The 14,116-nt window shown below is 66.0% G+C and carries 17 protein-coding genes; 5 read left to right on the forward strand and 12 right to left on the reverse strand.

Going from position 1 to position 14,116, the window contains the following annotated elements; genetic code table 11:
- Window positions 1–88: 88 nt before the first annotated feature.
- Genes QZY44_RS25430 through QZY44_RS25450 form a run of 5 tightly spaced genes read left to right on the forward strand, consistent with a single transcriptional unit; the run spans window position 89 to window position 3,970 of the window.
- On the forward strand, window positions 89–652 hold the full coding sequence (locus QZY44_RS25430) for a YqgE/AlgH family protein (RefSeq protein ID WP_295454750.1): 564 nt from the start codon (window positions 89–91) through the stop codon (window positions 650–652).
- Window positions 652–1,083 carry a Holliday junction resolvase RuvX gene (gene ruvX / locus QZY44_RS25435; protein ID WP_295454753.1) on the forward strand — a complete coding sequence of 144 codons (432 nt, stop codon included), beginning with the start codon at window positions 652–654 and terminating at the stop codon, window positions 1,081–1,083. The genes QZY44_RS25430 and ruvX overlap by 1 nt, the downstream gene beginning before the upstream one ends.
- A gap of 28 nt (window positions 1,084–1,111) precedes the next feature.
- Window positions 1,112–1,669: a bifunctional pyr operon transcriptional regulator/uracil phosphoribosyltransferase PyrR gene (gene pyrR / locus QZY44_RS25440; RefSeq protein ID WP_295454823.1), complete on the forward strand. Its 558-nt coding sequence runs from the start codon at window positions 1,112–1,114 to the stop codon at window positions 1,667–1,669.
- A gap of 23 nt (window positions 1,670–1,692) precedes the next feature.
- Window positions 1,693–2,688: an aspartate carbamoyltransferase catalytic subunit gene (locus tag QZY44_RS25445; protein ID WP_295454755.1), complete on the forward strand. Its 996-nt coding sequence runs from the start codon at window positions 1,693–1,695 to the stop codon at window positions 2,686–2,688.
- Window positions 2,681–3,970: a dihydroorotase gene (locus QZY44_RS25450; protein WP_295454826.1), complete on the forward strand. Its 1,290-nt coding sequence runs from the start codon at window positions 2,681–2,683 to the stop codon at window positions 3,968–3,970. The genes QZY44_RS25445 and QZY44_RS25450 overlap by 8 nt, the downstream gene beginning before the upstream one ends.
- A gap of 102 nt (window positions 3,971–4,072) precedes the next feature.
- Here the strand turns inward: QZY44_RS25450 and QZY44_RS25455 are convergent, their stop codons facing one another.
- The 12 genes from QZY44_RS25455 to QZY44_RS25510 form a co-directional block, all read right to left on the reverse strand.
- Window positions 4,073–4,432 carry a hypothetical protein gene (locus QZY44_RS25455; protein WP_295454757.1) on the reverse strand — a complete coding sequence of 120 codons (360 nt, stop codon included), beginning with the start codon at window positions 4,430–4,432 and terminating at the stop codon, window positions 4,073–4,075.
- 239 nt (window positions 4,433–4,671) lie between these two features.
- Entirely contained in the window at window positions 4,672–4,908 is a 237-nt protein-coding gene (locus tag QZY44_RS25460; RefSeq protein ID WP_295454759.1) for a type II toxin-antitoxin system Phd/YefM family antitoxin, read from the reverse strand.
- The gene (locus QZY44_RS25465; RefSeq protein ID WP_295454761.1) at window positions 4,889–5,668 is read right to left on the reverse strand and encodes an NAD-dependent protein deacylase; all 780 of its coding nucleotides are present in this window, start codon (window positions 5,666–5,668) and stop codon (window positions 4,889–4,891) included. The genes QZY44_RS25460 and QZY44_RS25465 overlap by 20 nt, the downstream gene beginning before the upstream one ends.
- Before the next feature lie 31 nt (window positions 5,669–5,699).
- A complete protein-coding gene (gene hisC, locus QZY44_RS25470) occupies window positions 5,700–6,788 on the reverse strand; it encodes a histidinol-phosphate transaminase (protein WP_295454763.1) in 1,089 nt (362 codons plus the stop codon).
- Between the two features lie 223 nt (window positions 6,789–7,011).
- Window positions 7,012–8,331 carry a histidinol dehydrogenase gene (hisD, locus tag QZY44_RS25475; protein ID WP_295454765.1) on the reverse strand — a complete coding sequence of 440 codons (1,320 nt, stop codon included), beginning with the start codon at window positions 8,329–8,331 and terminating at the stop codon, window positions 7,012–7,014.
- 59 nt (window positions 8,332–8,390) lie between these two features.
- A complete protein-coding gene (gene hisG / locus QZY44_RS25480) occupies window positions 8,391–9,038 on the reverse strand; it encodes an ATP phosphoribosyltransferase (RefSeq protein ID WP_295454828.1) in 648 nt (215 codons plus the stop codon).
- A 35-nt stretch (window positions 9,039–9,073) separates the two neighbouring features.
- The gene (gene murA / locus QZY44_RS25485) at window positions 9,074–10,357 is read right to left on the reverse strand and encodes a UDP-N-acetylglucosamine 1-carboxyvinyltransferase (protein ID WP_295454767.1); all 1,284 of its coding nucleotides are present in this window, start codon (window positions 10,355–10,357) and stop codon (window positions 9,074–9,076) included.
- 106 nt (window positions 10,358–10,463) lie between these two features.
- Complete coding sequence (locus tag QZY44_RS25490; RefSeq protein ID WP_295454769.1) at window positions 10,464–10,793, reverse strand: STAS domain-containing protein; 330 nt, start codon at window positions 10,791–10,793, stop codon at window positions 10,464–10,466.
- A gap of 2 nt (window positions 10,794–10,795) precedes the next feature.
- Entirely contained in the window at window positions 10,796–11,437 is a 642-nt protein-coding gene (locus QZY44_RS25495) for an ABC transporter substrate-binding protein (protein ID WP_295454771.1), read from the reverse strand.
- Entirely contained in the window at window positions 11,434–11,904 is a 471-nt protein-coding gene (gene mlaD / locus QZY44_RS25500) for an outer membrane lipid asymmetry maintenance protein MlaD (protein ID WP_295454773.1), read from the reverse strand. Before mlaD ends, QZY44_RS25495 begins: the two co-directional genes overlap by 4 nt.
- Window positions 11,905–11,923: 19 nt before the next feature.
- Window positions 11,924–12,736, reverse strand: a complete 813-nt coding sequence (mlaE, locus tag QZY44_RS25505) for a lipid asymmetry maintenance ABC transporter permease subunit MlaE (RefSeq protein WP_295454775.1) — start codon at window positions 12,734–12,736, stop codon at window positions 11,924–11,926.
- Window positions 12,737–13,636 carry an ATP-binding cassette domain-containing protein gene (locus tag QZY44_RS25510; protein WP_295454778.1) on the reverse strand — a complete coding sequence of 300 codons (900 nt, stop codon included), beginning with the start codon at window positions 13,634–13,636 and terminating at the stop codon, window positions 12,737–12,739.
- Window positions 13,637–14,116: the final 480 nt, after the last annotated feature.

Raw genomic sequence — 14,116 nt, forward strand, 5'->3', positions numbered from 1 at the left:
CGGGTTTCAAACCCGCCCCTACGGGGCTGGGATACCCTGGTCCCTTTTCCGACTTGCCTCCCCCCCCGCCGAACGGGATACTAGTCCCATGGGCTTCAGCACTTCACTTACGAACCACTTCCTGATCGCGATGCCGGGTCTTGCCGACCCCAACTTCGCGCATACGGTTACCTATGTCTGCGAACACACGGACCAGGGGGCCATGGGGATCGTTATCAACCGACCGATGGAGGTCACCCTGGGCGAGCTGCTCGCCCAGTTGGACATCTCCACCCAGCTGACGGCGGTGCGCAAGACGCCGATCTATCAGGGCGGGCCGCTGCAGACCGACCGCGGCTTCGTGCTGCATACCACCGGCCCGACCTTCGACTCCACCCTCAACATCAACGATGAGATCAGCGTCACCACCTCGCGCGACGTGTTGGAGGCGATCGCCGACGGCCAGGGCCCGGCCCAGTGCATGATTGCACTGGGTTATGCCGGCTGGGGCAGCGGGCAACTGGAGCAGGAATTGAGCGCCAACGCCTGGCTGAGCGGCCCGGCCGACGGCCATATCATCTTCCGGCTCGAGGCGCCGTCGCGCTGGCTGGCCGCCGCCAAGCTGCTGGGGATCGACATGAACCTGGTGAGCGGCGAGGCCGGACACGCCTAGTGCCGACGCTGCTCGGATTCGATTTCGGCCTGCGCAAGATCGGGGTTGCGGTCGGCCAGACCGTCACCGGCTCGGCCACGGCACTGACGACCCTGCGCAGTCGCGGCGAACGCCCGGATTGGGCGGGGATCGAGGCCCTGGTGCGCGAATGGCAGCCAGCCGCGGCCGTGGTCGGGCTGCCGTTCAATATGGACGATACGGAGGAGGCCTGGTCCCCCCGCGTCCATCGCTTCGCCCGCCAACTCGAGGGACGCTTTCGGTTGCCGGTCCATCTGGTCGATGAGCGACTGACCTCCATTGAGGCCCGCCGTCAGTTGGCCGAACGACCCGGCGCCAAACACTCGAGAGGCGACAATCACCACGCGGTCGACGCCCTGGCGGCGGCCCTGATCCTGGAAACCTGGCTCAGTGAGCAACCACGCACCCCGTAACCCGCTACCCGCCGGACAGTCCATCTGGATGGACGCCGCGGCCATCCACACGGCCATCGAAGAGATGGCCGCCGAACTACGCAACCTGATCGCGGAGCGCGCCATCGCCGCACCACTGATGGTCGGCATCCATACCGGCGGGGTCTGGGTCGCCGAGCGGCTGCACGCCGCACTCAGCCTCAGCGACCCCCTGGGCCGCCTGGACATTTCATTCTACCGGGACGACTTCACCCGCATCGGCCTGCACCCCCAGGTGCACCCATCGCACCTGCCGGCAGCGGTGGAGGGCCGCCATGTCATCCTGGTGGACGATGTGCTGCAGACCGGGCGCACCATCCGCGCCGCACTCAACGTGTTGTTCGACTATGGCCGGCCCAAATCGGTGATCCTCGCCGCGCTGGCAGAACGCGGTGGGCGCCAGTTGCCCATCGAGCCCAATGTAGTGGGCCTGCATGCGCGGCTGGCACCGGGCGAACAGCTCAAACTGACCGGCCCCGTGCCCCTGGCGCTGGTCCGCGGCCTGGCCCCGACCAAGTCAGCGACGCCACCGGCCGAGCGGACCGAACACGGTCTGCCGAGCACTTAGATCCCAGCGACCCCGGGGACCCCATGAACGCCACCAACATCCAACTGGACGCCGCCGGCAATCTCAAGCACCTGCTGACCGTCGAGGGACTGAGCCGCGAGCTGCTGACCGCCATCCTGGACCAGGCCGAAGGATTCACTGGCGTCACCCAGCAGGCGGTGAAGAAGGTCCCACTGTGCCGCGGCAAGGTCATCGCCAACCTCTTCTTCGAGACCAGCACCCGCACCCGCACCACCTTCGAGCTGGCGGCCAAGCGGCTGTCGGCGGACGTGCTCAATCTCAATATCGCCGCCTCATCCACCTCCAAGGGCGAGACGCTGCTCGATACCCTGCATAACCTTGAGGCCATGCATGTCGACATGTTCGTGGTGCGCCACTCCGCCAGCGGGGCCGCCCATTTCATCGCCGAACAGGCCGCTCCCCATGTGAGCGTCATCAACGCCGGGGACGGGCGCCACGCCCACCCGACCCAGGGCCTCTTGGACATGTTCACCATCCGTCGCCACAAGGGGGGCTTTGAGCACCTGCGCGTAGCCATCGTCGGGGACATCCTGCACTCGCGGGTCGCCCGCTCCCAGATTGCCGCCCTGAATACCCTGGGGGCGGCGGAGATCCGGGTCATCGGTCCGCGCACCCTGATCCCGGATGCGGCCGAGTCCTTGGGGGTGCGCGTCTGCCACGACCTGCGCGAAGGGGTGCGGGACGCGGATGTGGTGATCATGCTGCGGCTCCAGCGCGAGCGTATGAGCGGTGCATTGCTGCCGAGCGCGCACGAGTATTACCAGCTCTACGGGCTGACGGAAGAACGGCTCTCGACCGCCCGGCCGGACGCCATCGTCATGCACCCGGGCCCGATCAATCGCGGGGTGGAGATGGATTCACAGGTGGCGGACGGCCCGCGCTCGGTCATCCTGGAGCAGGTGAGCAACGGCATCGCCATCCGCATGGCCGTCATCGCCATGTGCATCGGCACCCAGAACCTGCGCGGCCTGGGCGCAGAGGCGACCTATGATGTTTGACAGCATGAAAATCAGTATCCGCAACGGCCGCCTGATCGACCCGGCGAGCGGCATCGACCGGGAGGCGGACCTGCACTGCGCCGACGGAAAGGTACTGGCCATCGGCGCCGCGCCGGCCGGCTTCCAGCCGGACCGCACGCTCGACGCGCGGGGGCTGGTGGTCTGTCCAGGCCTGGTGGACCTCTCGGCCCGGCTGCGCGAGCCCGGCGACGAGCAAAAGGCGACCATCGCCAGCGAGACCCGCGCCGCCGCCGCCGCCGGCATCACCACCCTGTGCTGTCCGCCGGACACCAAACCGATCATCGACAGCCCGGCGGTCGCACAACTCGTCCATCAGATCTCGGCCCGCCACGGCCTGGCCCGCGTACTCCCCGCCGGGGCCATCACGCGGGGACTGGATGGCGGGCAGATCACCGAAATGGCCGCCCTGAAGGAGGCCGGTTGCCCGGTCTTGAGCCAGGGCGACCGCCCCATCCGCAACGCCCAGGTGCTGCTGCGCGCACTCGAGTATGCCTCCACCTTTGGTCTCACCCTCTTCCTGCAACCGCTGGATGCGGATCTGAGCGAGGGCGGTTGCGCCCACCAGGGCGCGGTCTCAACCCGGCTCGGGCTGCCCGGCATCCCGGAGGCGGCCGAGACCGTGGCCGTCGCCCGCGCCCTGGCGCTCGCCGAGCAGACCGGGGCGCGCATCCACTTCCGCGGGCTCTCCAGCGCCCGGGGGGCGGAACTCTTGGTGGAGGCGCGCCGCCGCGGCATCCGCGCCAGCGGGGACTGCGCCATCCACCAGTTGTTCCTCACCGAGGACAACCTGCACGGCTTTAATTCCAACTGTCACCTGCTGCCACCGCTACGCACCGTCGCCGACCGGCAGTCACTGCGCGTCGCCGTCGCCGAGGGTGCCATCCAGGCGCTGTGCTCCGACCACCAACCGCACGACGCGGACGCCAAGCAGGCCCCCTTCCCCGAGACCATTCCCGGCATCTCCGCCCTGGAGACCCTGCTGCCGCTGGCGCTGTGCCTGGTCGCCGAAGGCATGCTGGACCTGCCCACCGCCATCGCCCGGCTCACCACCGGCCCCGCCGAGGTCTTGCGTCCCGACCTGGGCCGTCTCACGCCCGGCGGCAACGCCGACGTTTGTGTCTTCGACCCGGCGGAGACCTGGGTCCTGAGCCCGGAGACATTGGTCAGCCATGGGCACAACACGCCCTTCCTTGGCATGGAGTTCAAAGGGCGGGTACGCTGGACGCTGCTGGGCGGGCGGATGGTCTTTGAGCGATCTTGAAACCGCAGTAGCGGTTTCAAGATTGGTTTATTCACAATCGGGACACCGCCGTCTTCCCGTAGGATGGGTTGAGCGCAGCGAAACCCATCGTCGGCGCTTCGGTCAAGCCTTGATTGCTGGGTTTCGCTGCGCTCTACCCAGCCTACAAAGCTTGCTCAGGCGGTGGGGGCTGAGGGCGGCGGCGATGGCGTCCCGGTCGGCCGGACCCTGGGCGAACGACTCGGCCTGGGCGAGGCTGGACTGGGCGCAGTCGAACTGGTCCTTGCCGGCGCAGGTCTTGGCCGCGTCCAACTCTTCCTCCATGTCCATCCGCTGGACCATCTCCATCTTGGCGTCCATTTTTTCCGTCTGTTCCATCCGCTGCATCATCTCCGCGGCCGTAGCCCCGCCCGCGGCCTGCACCGGCATGGCCGCCAGGCACCATAGGATGAACGCCATCACCGCTCGGGACTTGCCGCTCATGGATCGGCCCTCTGGTTGGGTATAACCGCGCTGAGGGCCATAGAGTACACCGGGTCGGCATGGCGGGAAATAGCCCGCGCGGAGTCAATGGCTCCGAGTGCACCGAACAGGCGCAGAGCAGTCTTACGCAACGAGATAATCGGTCGACACGCCATGGTGGCCCGCTGCCGCCGCTAACCCGGCGTCGAAGGTGGCCAGGCGAGTCCCGATGCGCTTGCAGACCGCGAGATGGTAGCGCATCAATAACGCGCGTCGGCGCGCAGTTGATCGATTAATTCACCCGCGGCTGCGCCGGTATGCATTGGTTGACTATCGACAAAGGCGAACAACTCGGCCAGATCGAATGGCGCGGACCGGGCACTGGGTTCGGCCACGATGCGCACGATAGCGACACCACGCCGTGTAATAACAATCTCCTCGCCTGCTTCCCCTTGGGCCAACACGGCAGACAAACCCTCAGAAAGCGGGCTGACCATAGGCCTCACGAATCGCCCGCAGACTGGCCGCCGCGCCCGCGGCCAGCTTGTAGTCGACGAACGCCGTGACGCTGGTATCAGTCGGATTGATTTCCACGGTGGGAATCCCCGCCTGGCTGGCCTGCACCACGGGACCCGCGATGTAGGGAAAGACGCTGGTGGTGCCGATACTGAATACCAGATCAAAGCCCAGGTCCAGTTCCCGATACAGATGCGTCAGCGCATCCCGGGGCAGCGCCTCGCCAAACAAAACGACGCGCGGGCGCACCGGCGCCTGGCAGCGCGGACAGGACGGCGGCAGCGTCAACGCAGCGTAATCCGGCACACTGGTCTGATAGTCGCAGCGCGTGCAGAGCAGGTCGTGGATATCGCCGTGAATCTCAATCAGATTGCGGCTGCCGGCGGCGCGGTGGAAGCCGTCGATATTCTGGGTCAGCACACAGACCTCGAAGCGCTCCTGCCACTGCGCAATGATGGCGTGGGCGTCGTTGAATTGCGCCCCGCGACAGGTTTGCTCGATCTGATGGAGATATTTCCAGGTGATGGCCGGACGGGCCTTCAGCATGGCCCCGGACAGCGCGGTTTCAATCGGGAACTGTTCTTCGGTCAGCTGGTTGTTATACAGGCCGCCGATGCCGCGATAGGTCGGCAAACCCGAATCGGCGGAAATACCGGCGCCGGTGATGAACAGCACGCGACGCGCGCCGCGCAGGGTCTCCGCAATGCGGGCGACGACGGCAGGATCAGGGACATGGCGCATAACAAGGTCTCGCTCTCGTATCAGCCCAAGATCAAGCGGTCTCCGCCGCCAGGGCCGCCAGGAAGGCATCGTTCTCCTGCGCCATCCCCACCGTGACACGCAGGCAGTCGCGCAAGCTGGGGTGGGCGGCGTTCAGGTTTTTGACCAGAACGCCCCGCTGTTTGATCCCGGCAAAGACCACATCGGCGCGACCGGCGGGCAGGCGCAGCAGGATGAAATTGGCGTCGCTCGGGTAGGGCTGGACCCCGGGAATGGCTTGCAAGGCGGTAAAGAGGCGTCCGCGCTCAGCGCGAATGGCCTGGGTCTGGGCGTCCAGCACGGCGCGATGACGCAGCGCGAAGGCGGCGGTGGCTTGGGTCAACACGTTGATGTTATAGGGCAGACGGGTCTTGTCGATCTCGTGGAGCCAGGCGGGCGGGCCGGCCAGATAACCCAGGCGCAGGCCCGCCAGGCCCATCTTGGAGACGGTGCGCAGGACCAACAGGTTGGGCCAGTCGCCCAGGCGCCGCAGGAAGCTGTGATCGGTGAAGGGGGCGTAGGCCTCATCAATGATCACGAGCCCGGGGGCGGACTCAATGATGCGGCAGACGGCGCCCTCATCGAACAGGTTGCCGGTGGGGTTGTTGGGATAGGCGATATAGGTCAGCGCCGGGCGCTCACGCTCCAGTGCCTCAAGTACCGCCGGCAGGTCCAATGCGAAGTCCGCGGGCGCAAGCGGCACCCCCACATAGTCCAGCCCGGCGAAAAGGGCAATCATGCGGTACATGACGAACCCGGGCTCGACCGACAGGACCTTGCGGCCGGGTGCGGCCACCGTCAGCGCCAGCAGTTGGATGAGTTCGTCCGAGCCATTACCGAGCAGGATGCCCTGCCCTGCCGGGATGCCCATGGCCTCGCGCAAGGCATCCTGGACGATCTGGCCTTGGGGGTCCGGGTAGCGGTTGATGGGCACCCCCCGCAGGACCTCCAGCCACTCGGACTGGAGGTCCGCGGGCCAGGTATAGGGGTTCTCCATGGCGTCCAGCTTGATCAGACCGGCCGAGTCCGGGACGTGATAGGCGCCCAGCGCGCGGATCTCGGGGCGGACCAGTTCTGAGATTCGATTTTCCAAAGACGTCATATTCTTTACTTCGGGTCGGATGGACCGCTGCGGCACGCGCTTGCCAAAAAGGCCGGGTCGTACCCGCGGAGAATAATGAGACAGGATTAACAAGATTTTTCAGGATTCACAGGATGAAAATGCCGCGCATGAGACGCAGGAAAATCCTGTTAATCCTGCGAAATCCTGTTAATCCTGTCCATTTACCCGCTGCTCGACGCAATGTCTGAGGGTGCGGCACACCCTATCCGACCATAGGCCCAGTGCCGTCACCGCGGTACTCGGCCGAGCGGGCGTGGGCGGTCAGGCCCTCGCCGCGGGCCAGGATGGAGGCGACCTTGGCGAGCTGGGCGGCACCCGGGCGCGAGGCCATGATCAGGCTAGAGCGCTTCTGGAAGTCGTAGACCCCCAGTGGCGAGGAGAAGCGCGCCGTGCGGGAGGTGGGCAGCACATGGTTGGGACCGGCGCAGTAGTCGCCCAGGGCCTCGGCGGTATAGCGACCCATGAAGATCGCGCCCGCGTGACGAATGCGCTCGACAATCGCCTGCGGATCGTCAATCGAGAGCTCCAGGTGCTCGGGGGCGATCCGGTTGGCCAGGTCGATGGCGTCGCTGAGATCCAGCGCCTGGATCAGGGCACCGCGCTCACGCAGCGCCACCGCGATGATGTCGCACCGCTCCATGGTCGGGAGCAGCCGCTCAATGCTGGCCGCGACCCGGTCCAGGAAGGCGGCATCCCAGGAGACCAGAATGGCCTGGGCGTCCTCGTCGTGCTCGGCCTGAGAGAAGAGGTCCATGGCGATCCAGTCCGGATCGGTGCCGCCGTCGCACAGGACCAGGATCTCGGAGGGGCCGGCAACCATGTCGATCCCCACCTGACCGAACACCGCTCGCTTGGCGGTCGCCACATAGATGTTGCCGGGACCGACGATCTTCTCCACCGGCGGAATGGTCGCGGTCCCATAGGCCAGGGCGGCGACCGCTTGGGCGCCCCCGATGGCGAAGACCCGGTCCACGCCAGCGATATGGGCCGCGGCCAGCACCAAGTCGTTCAACTCACCGTCGGGGGTGGGTACCACCATGATCAGTTCGCCCACCCCCGCGACTTTGGCCGGGATGGCGTTCATCAGCACGGAAGATGGATAGGCCGCCTTGCCGCCGGGGACATAGAGCCCGGCCCGGTCCAGGGGCGAGACCTGCTGGCCCAGGAGGGTGCCGTCCGCCTCGGTGTAGCTCCAGGAGATCAAGACCTGATGCTGCGCGTAGGCTCGGATGCGCTCGGCGGCCTGCTCCAGGGCTTGGCGCTGCCCGGCGGGGATGGCCGACCACGCCTGTTGCAGGCGCGCACGCGGGACTTCCAGGTCGGCAGCCCCCCCGGGGGTCCAGCGATCAAAACGCGCGGTGTATTCGACCAGGGCGGCGTCGCCCCGTGCGCGGATGTCCGCGATGATGGCGTGAACGGTCTGCTGCACCTGGGCATCGGCGGCCGCATCCCAGGCCAACAGGGCGTCGAGCTGGGCGCCGAAATCAGCGGCGGCGGTGGAAAGGCGTCTGATCTGGGACATGAGCATTTCAGATTGAAGATTAGGGAATTGAAAAATAGACAACCATCAATCAAAAATCATCAATGAACATCCGCCACCGCCTGCCGCAGCACGCCAAGCAGCGCCGTCACCGCCGCGTGTTTCATCTTCCAGGCGGCCTTGTTGACGACCAGGCGGGAGCTGATGTCGGCGATGTGCTCCAAGGGGACCAGGCCGTTGGCCTTGAGCGTATTGCCGCTTTCCACCAGGTCCACGATCAGGTCCGCCAGGCCCACCAGTGGCGCCAGCTCCATGGAGCCATAGAGCTTGATGATCTCCACCTGTTGGCCCTTGGCGGCATAGTAGCGCTCAGCGCTCTTCACGTACTTGGTGGCGATGCGCAGCCGACCCGCGGGCGGGGACGGCGGCTGCGGCGGCCCAGCCACCATCAGCCGACAGCAACCGATACGCAGGTCCAGCGGCTCGTAGAGCCCCTCCCCCCCGTGCTCCAGCAGCACGTCCTTACCCGCCACACCCAGGTCGGCCGCACCGTATTGGCAATAGGTGGGCACGTCACTGGCGCGGATGATCACCAGTTTCACCAGCGGGTTGCTGGTCTGAAGGATCAACTTACGACTGGTCTCGGGGTCGTCCAGCGGCCGGATGCCGGCCTGCGCCAGCAGCGGCAGGGTCGCATCGAAGATGCGGCCTTTCGACAGTGCAATGGTCAGGGGCGCGTCCAGTTCCACGAACCCGCCTGCCGCCTGATCAGTCATCACGCTCATCATGCGCTCTCGACCTCGCCCGCAGTCGCGGAGGTGCGGCGGATGACGGCACCCAGCCCCGCAAGCTTGGCCTCAATGTTATCGTAGCCACGGTCCAGGTGATAGATACGGTCCACCAAAGTCTCCCCCTGCGCCACCAGACCCGCCAGCACCAGGCCGGCGGAGGCGCGCAGATCAGTGGCCATCACCGGCGCGGCGGTCAGGTGCTCGACCCCGCGACAGACCGCCAAGTGGCCGTCGATGCGGATGTCCGCGCCCATCCGCTGCAGTTCCGGGATATGCATGAAGCGGTTCTCGAACACCGTCTCGGCGACCACCCCGACTCCATCGGCGATGCTGTTCAAGGCACAGAACTGGGCCTGCATGTCGGTGGGAAAGGCCGGGTACGGGGCGGTGTGGATGTCCACCGCGTGCGGGCGTCGACCCTGCATGTCGAGCTCGATCCAATCGGGCCCGGTTTCCACCCGTGCACCGCACTCTCTGAGCTTCTGGAGCACCGCCTCGAGGCAGTCCGGCCGGGTATTGAGCACCCGCACCCGGCCGCCGGTCATGGCGGCACCGACCAGAAAGGTCCCGGTCTCAATGCGATCGGGCATGACCGCAAACTTGGCCCCGCCCAGGCGGTCCACGCCTTGGACATAGATACGGTCGGTACCGGCACCCTCGATCCGGGCACCCATGGCGATCAGGAAATCCGCCAGGTCCGCCACCTCGGGCTCGTGGGCGGCGTTCTCGATTAGCGTCTCCCCGCGGGCCAGGACCGCCGCCATCAGGAGGTTCTCGGTCCCGGTGACGGTCACGGTCTCGAAGATCAGACGGGCGCCGTGGAGCCGATCGGCGCGGGCGCGGATGTAGCCGCCCGCCACCGTGATCTCTGCACCCATGGCCCGCAGCCCGTCGATATGGAGATTCACCGGCCGGGCGCCGATCGCACAACCGCCGGGCAGCGACACGTCCGCCTGGCCGTAGCGAGTCACCAGGGGCCCGAGCACCAGGATCGAGGCGCGCATGGTCTTCACCAGCTCATAGGGCGCGTCAAAGCGGGTGAGAGTGGACGGTTCGCCACGCACGACCCCATCCTCGTCCTGGGTCAGGTGGGCGCCCAAGCGCCCCAATAGGTCCAGGGTCGTGCGAATGTCACGCAGGCGCGGGACGTTGGTCAGAGTCACCGGACCCTCGGCGAGCAAGGTAGCGGCAAGGATGGGCAGGGCCGCATTCTTGGCGCCGGAGGCACGCACCTCGCCATTCAGCTGGGTGCCACCGGTGATCAGAAGCTTATCCATTACAGGGTCCAACCTCGGGAAAAAGGTACGTTAGTACGGAAAAAGGCCAGTACGGGATAAGGGGAGTTCACATACATCCCAAGGCGCATCGACGTCCGCGACGTACTCACGTACCTTCTTCTGCGACTGGCAACAGGGCCTCGAGGTTGGAGAAGGCGGCGATGCGCCGCACTGAATCCGGCAGATTGAGGAACCGCAGGTCCAGGTGCCGGGAGCGCGCCAGATCCAGCCACTCCAGCACTAGGGCCAGGCCGGCGCTATTGGCAGCGGTCACTCCGCCCAGGTCGATCCGGAAGGCACCGGGACGGCGCAGCAGGAGATCGCCGGCCTTCAGCAGGGCGGGCACGCTCGAGAAGTCCAAAGGTCCCTCGACCCATGCCTGCCCCTCCCCCACCGCGATCAGGCGCGCCGCGGCGCCATTGTCGGTGCGGCGCACCTTCACCCCTGACCTTTGCCGCCCGTCGAGTCGCTCCCCTTGCGGTTCATCTCGCCGAGCTTGATGATCAGTCCGTCGATCCCCTTCTGGCGGATCTCAGTGGAGAAACTGCTGCGGTAATTGTTGACTAGGCTCGCGTTATTGACGATCACGTCATAGACCTTCCAACCGGCCCCATTATCGTACATACGATAGTCGATCGGGATCGGCGTCGCGCCGGGCGCCCGTACCTCGGTGGACACGGTCACGGTATTGTCCCGACTGCCGGGCTTTACCGGAAGGTAGCGGATCTCCTGTCCGGAGTAATTGAGCAGAGAACGGGCATAGGTGCGCACCAATACCTGCTTGAAGCCATTCGTCAGGGCCTGTTGCTGGGCCGGGGTGGCCTCGCGCCAGTGAGGGCCAAGGGCGCCCTGGGTGATCTTCTCGAAATCGAAGTGGGGGGCCAGGATGTCGTCGATCATGCCGAAGATGATCGCCGGGTTCTTATTCACCTCGGCACGGCGTGCCTCCAGGGTGGTGAGCATGCGCTCGGAGGTCCGCTTCACGAGCGCGGTCGCGTCGTCCGCGGACGCGAATACACCGGCGCCCCAAACCAATGCCCACAGGGCCGCGAGCAATAGAACATGACGTCGCTGGATCATTTGCCGCCTTCCTCCGCCTTCTTGAATAAAAATTGACCGATCAGCTGTTCGAGGATCAGGGCCGACTGGGTCTGCGTGATCTCATCGCCGTCGCGCAGAGAGTCCTGACTACCGCCGGGTTGCAGGCCCACGTATTGTTCGCCAAGCAGGCCGGCGGTGAAGATATTCGCGAAGGTATCGACCGGAATATTGTTCACCCCCTTGTCGATACGCATGGTCACCACCGCCTCATAGGTCTTCTGGTCGAGGCGCACCTGCTCCACCCGCCCCACCCGCACCCCCGCCATGCTGACGGGGGCCCGCGCCTTGATGCTCCCGGCGTTGGTGAAGCGCGCGGTGACGCGATAGCCATCGCTGGCAGCGCTGGCACTCAGGTTACTGACCTGCATCGCCAGGAAGAACAAGGCGACAAACCCCGCCGCCATGAAGGCGCCAACCAAGACCTCAATGCTGTGCTGCTTCGCCATGACGTCAGTTACCCACTCCTCATTTGCCGAACATCAGGGCCGTCAGGACGAAGTCAATCGCCAGCACCGCCAGGGCGGAATGGACCACCGCCCGGGTGGTGGCCCGGCTCACGCCCTCGGAGGTCGGGGTGGCGTCGTACCCCTGGAAAAGCGCGATCCAGGTCACCACCACGCCGAACACCAGGCTCTTGATGACCCCGTTCACCACGTCCTCACGAAAGTCGATCTTGGCCTGCATCTGACCGAAGAAGGCCCCGTCATCGACGCCGAGCAGGCCGACCCCAACGAAATATCCGCCGAGCACCCCCACCGCGCTAAACAGGGCGGCCAGGAGTGGCATGGAAATCAGCCCGCCGAAGAAGCGGGGGGTGAGGATACGGCGCACCGGGTCCACCGCCATCATCTCCAGCCCCGAGAGCTGTTCAGTGGCCTTCATCAGCCCGATCTCGGCGGTCAGGGCGGAGCCCGCGCGGCCGGCCACCAGGAGCGCCGTGACCACCGGACCCAGTTCGCGCACCAGTGAGGCGGCGACCATCACCCCCAGGCTCTCCTTGGCGCCGAACTGGGACAGTACGTAGTATCCTTGCAAGCCCAGCACCATGCCGACGAAAAAGCCGGACACCCCCACGATCAGGACCGACAGGACCCCGACGTTGAAGACCTGGGCGAGCAGCAGGCGGGGCCGGCGCAGCAGTTCCCCAGTACCCCCCAGGATACCGAGCAGTAGCAGGTGCGCCCGCCCCAACCCGGCCAGGGCCTTGAGCCCGCTGTGCCCGAGCCGGGCCAACGGGTCGAGTAGTCCATCCATCAGGGCGCGGGCCTTGTTCGCCATCTAAGCCACCTTCCGGACCAACAGGTCGTCCGCCAGACTGGGCGCCGGGTACTGGAAATGGACCGGACCATCCGGCAGGCCATCCATGAACTGGCGCACCCACGCCGAGCGCTCCGCCGCGATCTCGGCCGGGGTCCCCTGGGCCATCACCTGGCCGTTGGAAATCACATAGATATAGTCCGCGATGCTCGCGGTCTCACACACATCGTGGGAGACGACGATGCTGGTCAGCCCGCTCGCGTCGTTGAGCTGACGGATCAGGGTCACCAGCACCCCCATGGAGATGGGGTCCTGGCCGGTGAAGGGCTCGTCATAGAGGATCATCATCGGGTCCAGGGCAATCGCGCGGGCCAGGGCCACGCGCCTGGCCATGCCACCCGAGAGCGCGCTCGGCATCAGGTCCCGGGCACCACGCAACCCGACGGCCTCCAACTTCAGCAGCACCAGTTTGCGCACCATGGCCGGATTCAGCTTGGTGTGCTCACGCAGCGGATAGGCTACGTTATCAAAGACGTTGAGATCGGTCAGCAGAGCGCCGCTCTGGAACAGCATCCCCATGCGGCGGCGCAACTGATACAGCGCGGACCGGCCCAGCGTCTCCACCGGCTCACCGTCGACCTCGATCGAGCCGGCATCCGGGCGCAACTGGCCGCTGATCAGCTTGAGCAGGGTGGTCTTGCCGGTGCCGCTCGGGCCCATCACGGCGGTCACCGCGCCGCGCCGGATATCCAGGTCCACTTGGTCGAAGATCACCTGCGCACCACGGGAAAAACTCAAACCACGAATCCGCACGAGACAATCCGAGCCGGTCGCTGACTCCGTCACCGGATCGGACACGGCGTCGCCCGCGCCGCCAGCCGGGGCACCATCGGGGAACTTTGTACTCTGTCGCCCTCCCATGGAGACCGGACCGCCTGTTGGTGTTCGTCGGATAAAGCCGGACAGTATCCAGACCTTAGCCGGCATCGTCAAGTGACGCGAAGGCCGTGCAGCAATTCCAAATTTGGCGACCCGCCGTTACCGGGGTTGACCCTAGCAACGCCCTCCAGCGGACGCGGCGCGCTCGGCACCGGTCAAAGCCCCAACGGGGCGATATATACCAGCCCAGGGCAACGCCCTGGGCTGGTATGTCATGCCCCTTCGGGGCTCTGCTCGGTTCTTGCAATCGTGCCTCAACGCAGCCCCGAGCCGGATGAGGATGGCAGCCTACGTGCCGTGGCCCGACGTATCCTCAAATTTGGAATTGCTGTGCGCCGTGGGAGCGGCTTCAGCCGCGACGAGGCTGCAACAACCTGTGAGGTGCCGTCGCGGCTAAAGCCGCTCCCACCGGGTCCCGGCCCGACGTTCATGGCAAATGCCATCCTGTCCAGCCCTACCCGG

The organism is uncultured Thiodictyon sp., assembly GCA_903837595.1.
Lineage (GTDB): Bacteria > Pseudomonadota > Gammaproteobacteria > Chromatiales > Chromatiaceae > Thiodictyon.

Excerpts from the sequence above, each read along its gene's own strand:
- pyrR (WP_295454823.1), top strand. The coding sequence starts at position 1,112 with ATGGACGCCGCGGCCATCCACACGGCCATCGAAGAGATGGCCGCCGAA.
- QZY44_RS25430 (WP_295454750.1), top strand. The coding sequence starts at position 89 with ATGGGCTTCAGCACTTCACTTACGAACCACTTCCTGATCGCGATGCCG.
- QZY44_RS25510 (WP_295454778.1), bottom strand. The coding sequence starts at position 13,636 with ATGGGAGGGCGACAGAGTACAAAGTTCCCCGATGGTGCCCCGGCTGGC.
- hisD (WP_295454765.1), bottom strand. The coding sequence starts at position 8,331 with ATGTCCCAGATCAGACGCCTTTCCACCGCCGCCGCTGATTTCGGCGCC.
- QZY44_RS25455 (WP_295454757.1), bottom strand. The coding sequence starts at position 4,432 with ATGAGCGGCAAGTCCCGAGCGGTGATGGCGTTCATCCTATGGTGCCTG.
- murA (WP_295454767.1), bottom strand. The coding sequence starts at position 10,357 with ATGGATAAGCTTCTGATCACCGGTGGCACCCAGCTGAATGGCGAGGTG.
- hisC (WP_295454763.1), bottom strand. The coding sequence starts at position 6,788 with ATGACGTCTTTGGAAAATCGAATCTCAGAACTGGTCCGCCCCGAGATC.
- mlaE (WP_295454775.1), bottom strand. The coding sequence starts at position 12,736 with ATGGCGAACAAGGCCCGCGCCCTGATGGATGGACTACTCGACCCGTTG.
- QZY44_RS25450 (WP_295454826.1), top strand. The coding sequence starts at position 2,681 with ATGTTTGACAGCATGAAAATCAGTATCCGCAACGGCCGCCTGATCGAC.
- QZY44_RS25495 (WP_295454771.1), bottom strand. The coding sequence starts at position 11,437 with ATGATCCAGCGACGTCATGTTCTATTGCTCGCGGCCCTGTGGGCATTG.
- QZY44_RS25460 (WP_295454759.1), bottom strand. The coding sequence starts at position 4,908 with ATGGTCAGCCCGCTTTCTGAGGGTTTGTCTGCCGTGTTGGCCCAAGGG.
- QZY44_RS25445 (WP_295454755.1), top strand. The coding sequence starts at position 1,693 with ATGAACGCCACCAACATCCAACTGGACGCCGCCGGCAATCTCAAGCAC.
- mlaD (WP_295454773.1), bottom strand. The coding sequence starts at position 11,904 with ATGGCGAAGCAGCACAGCATTGAGGTCTTGGTTGGCGCCTTCATGGCG.
- QZY44_RS25465 (WP_295454761.1), bottom strand. The coding sequence starts at position 5,668 with ATGCGCCATGTCCCTGATCCTGCCGTCGTCGCCCGCATTGCGGAGACC.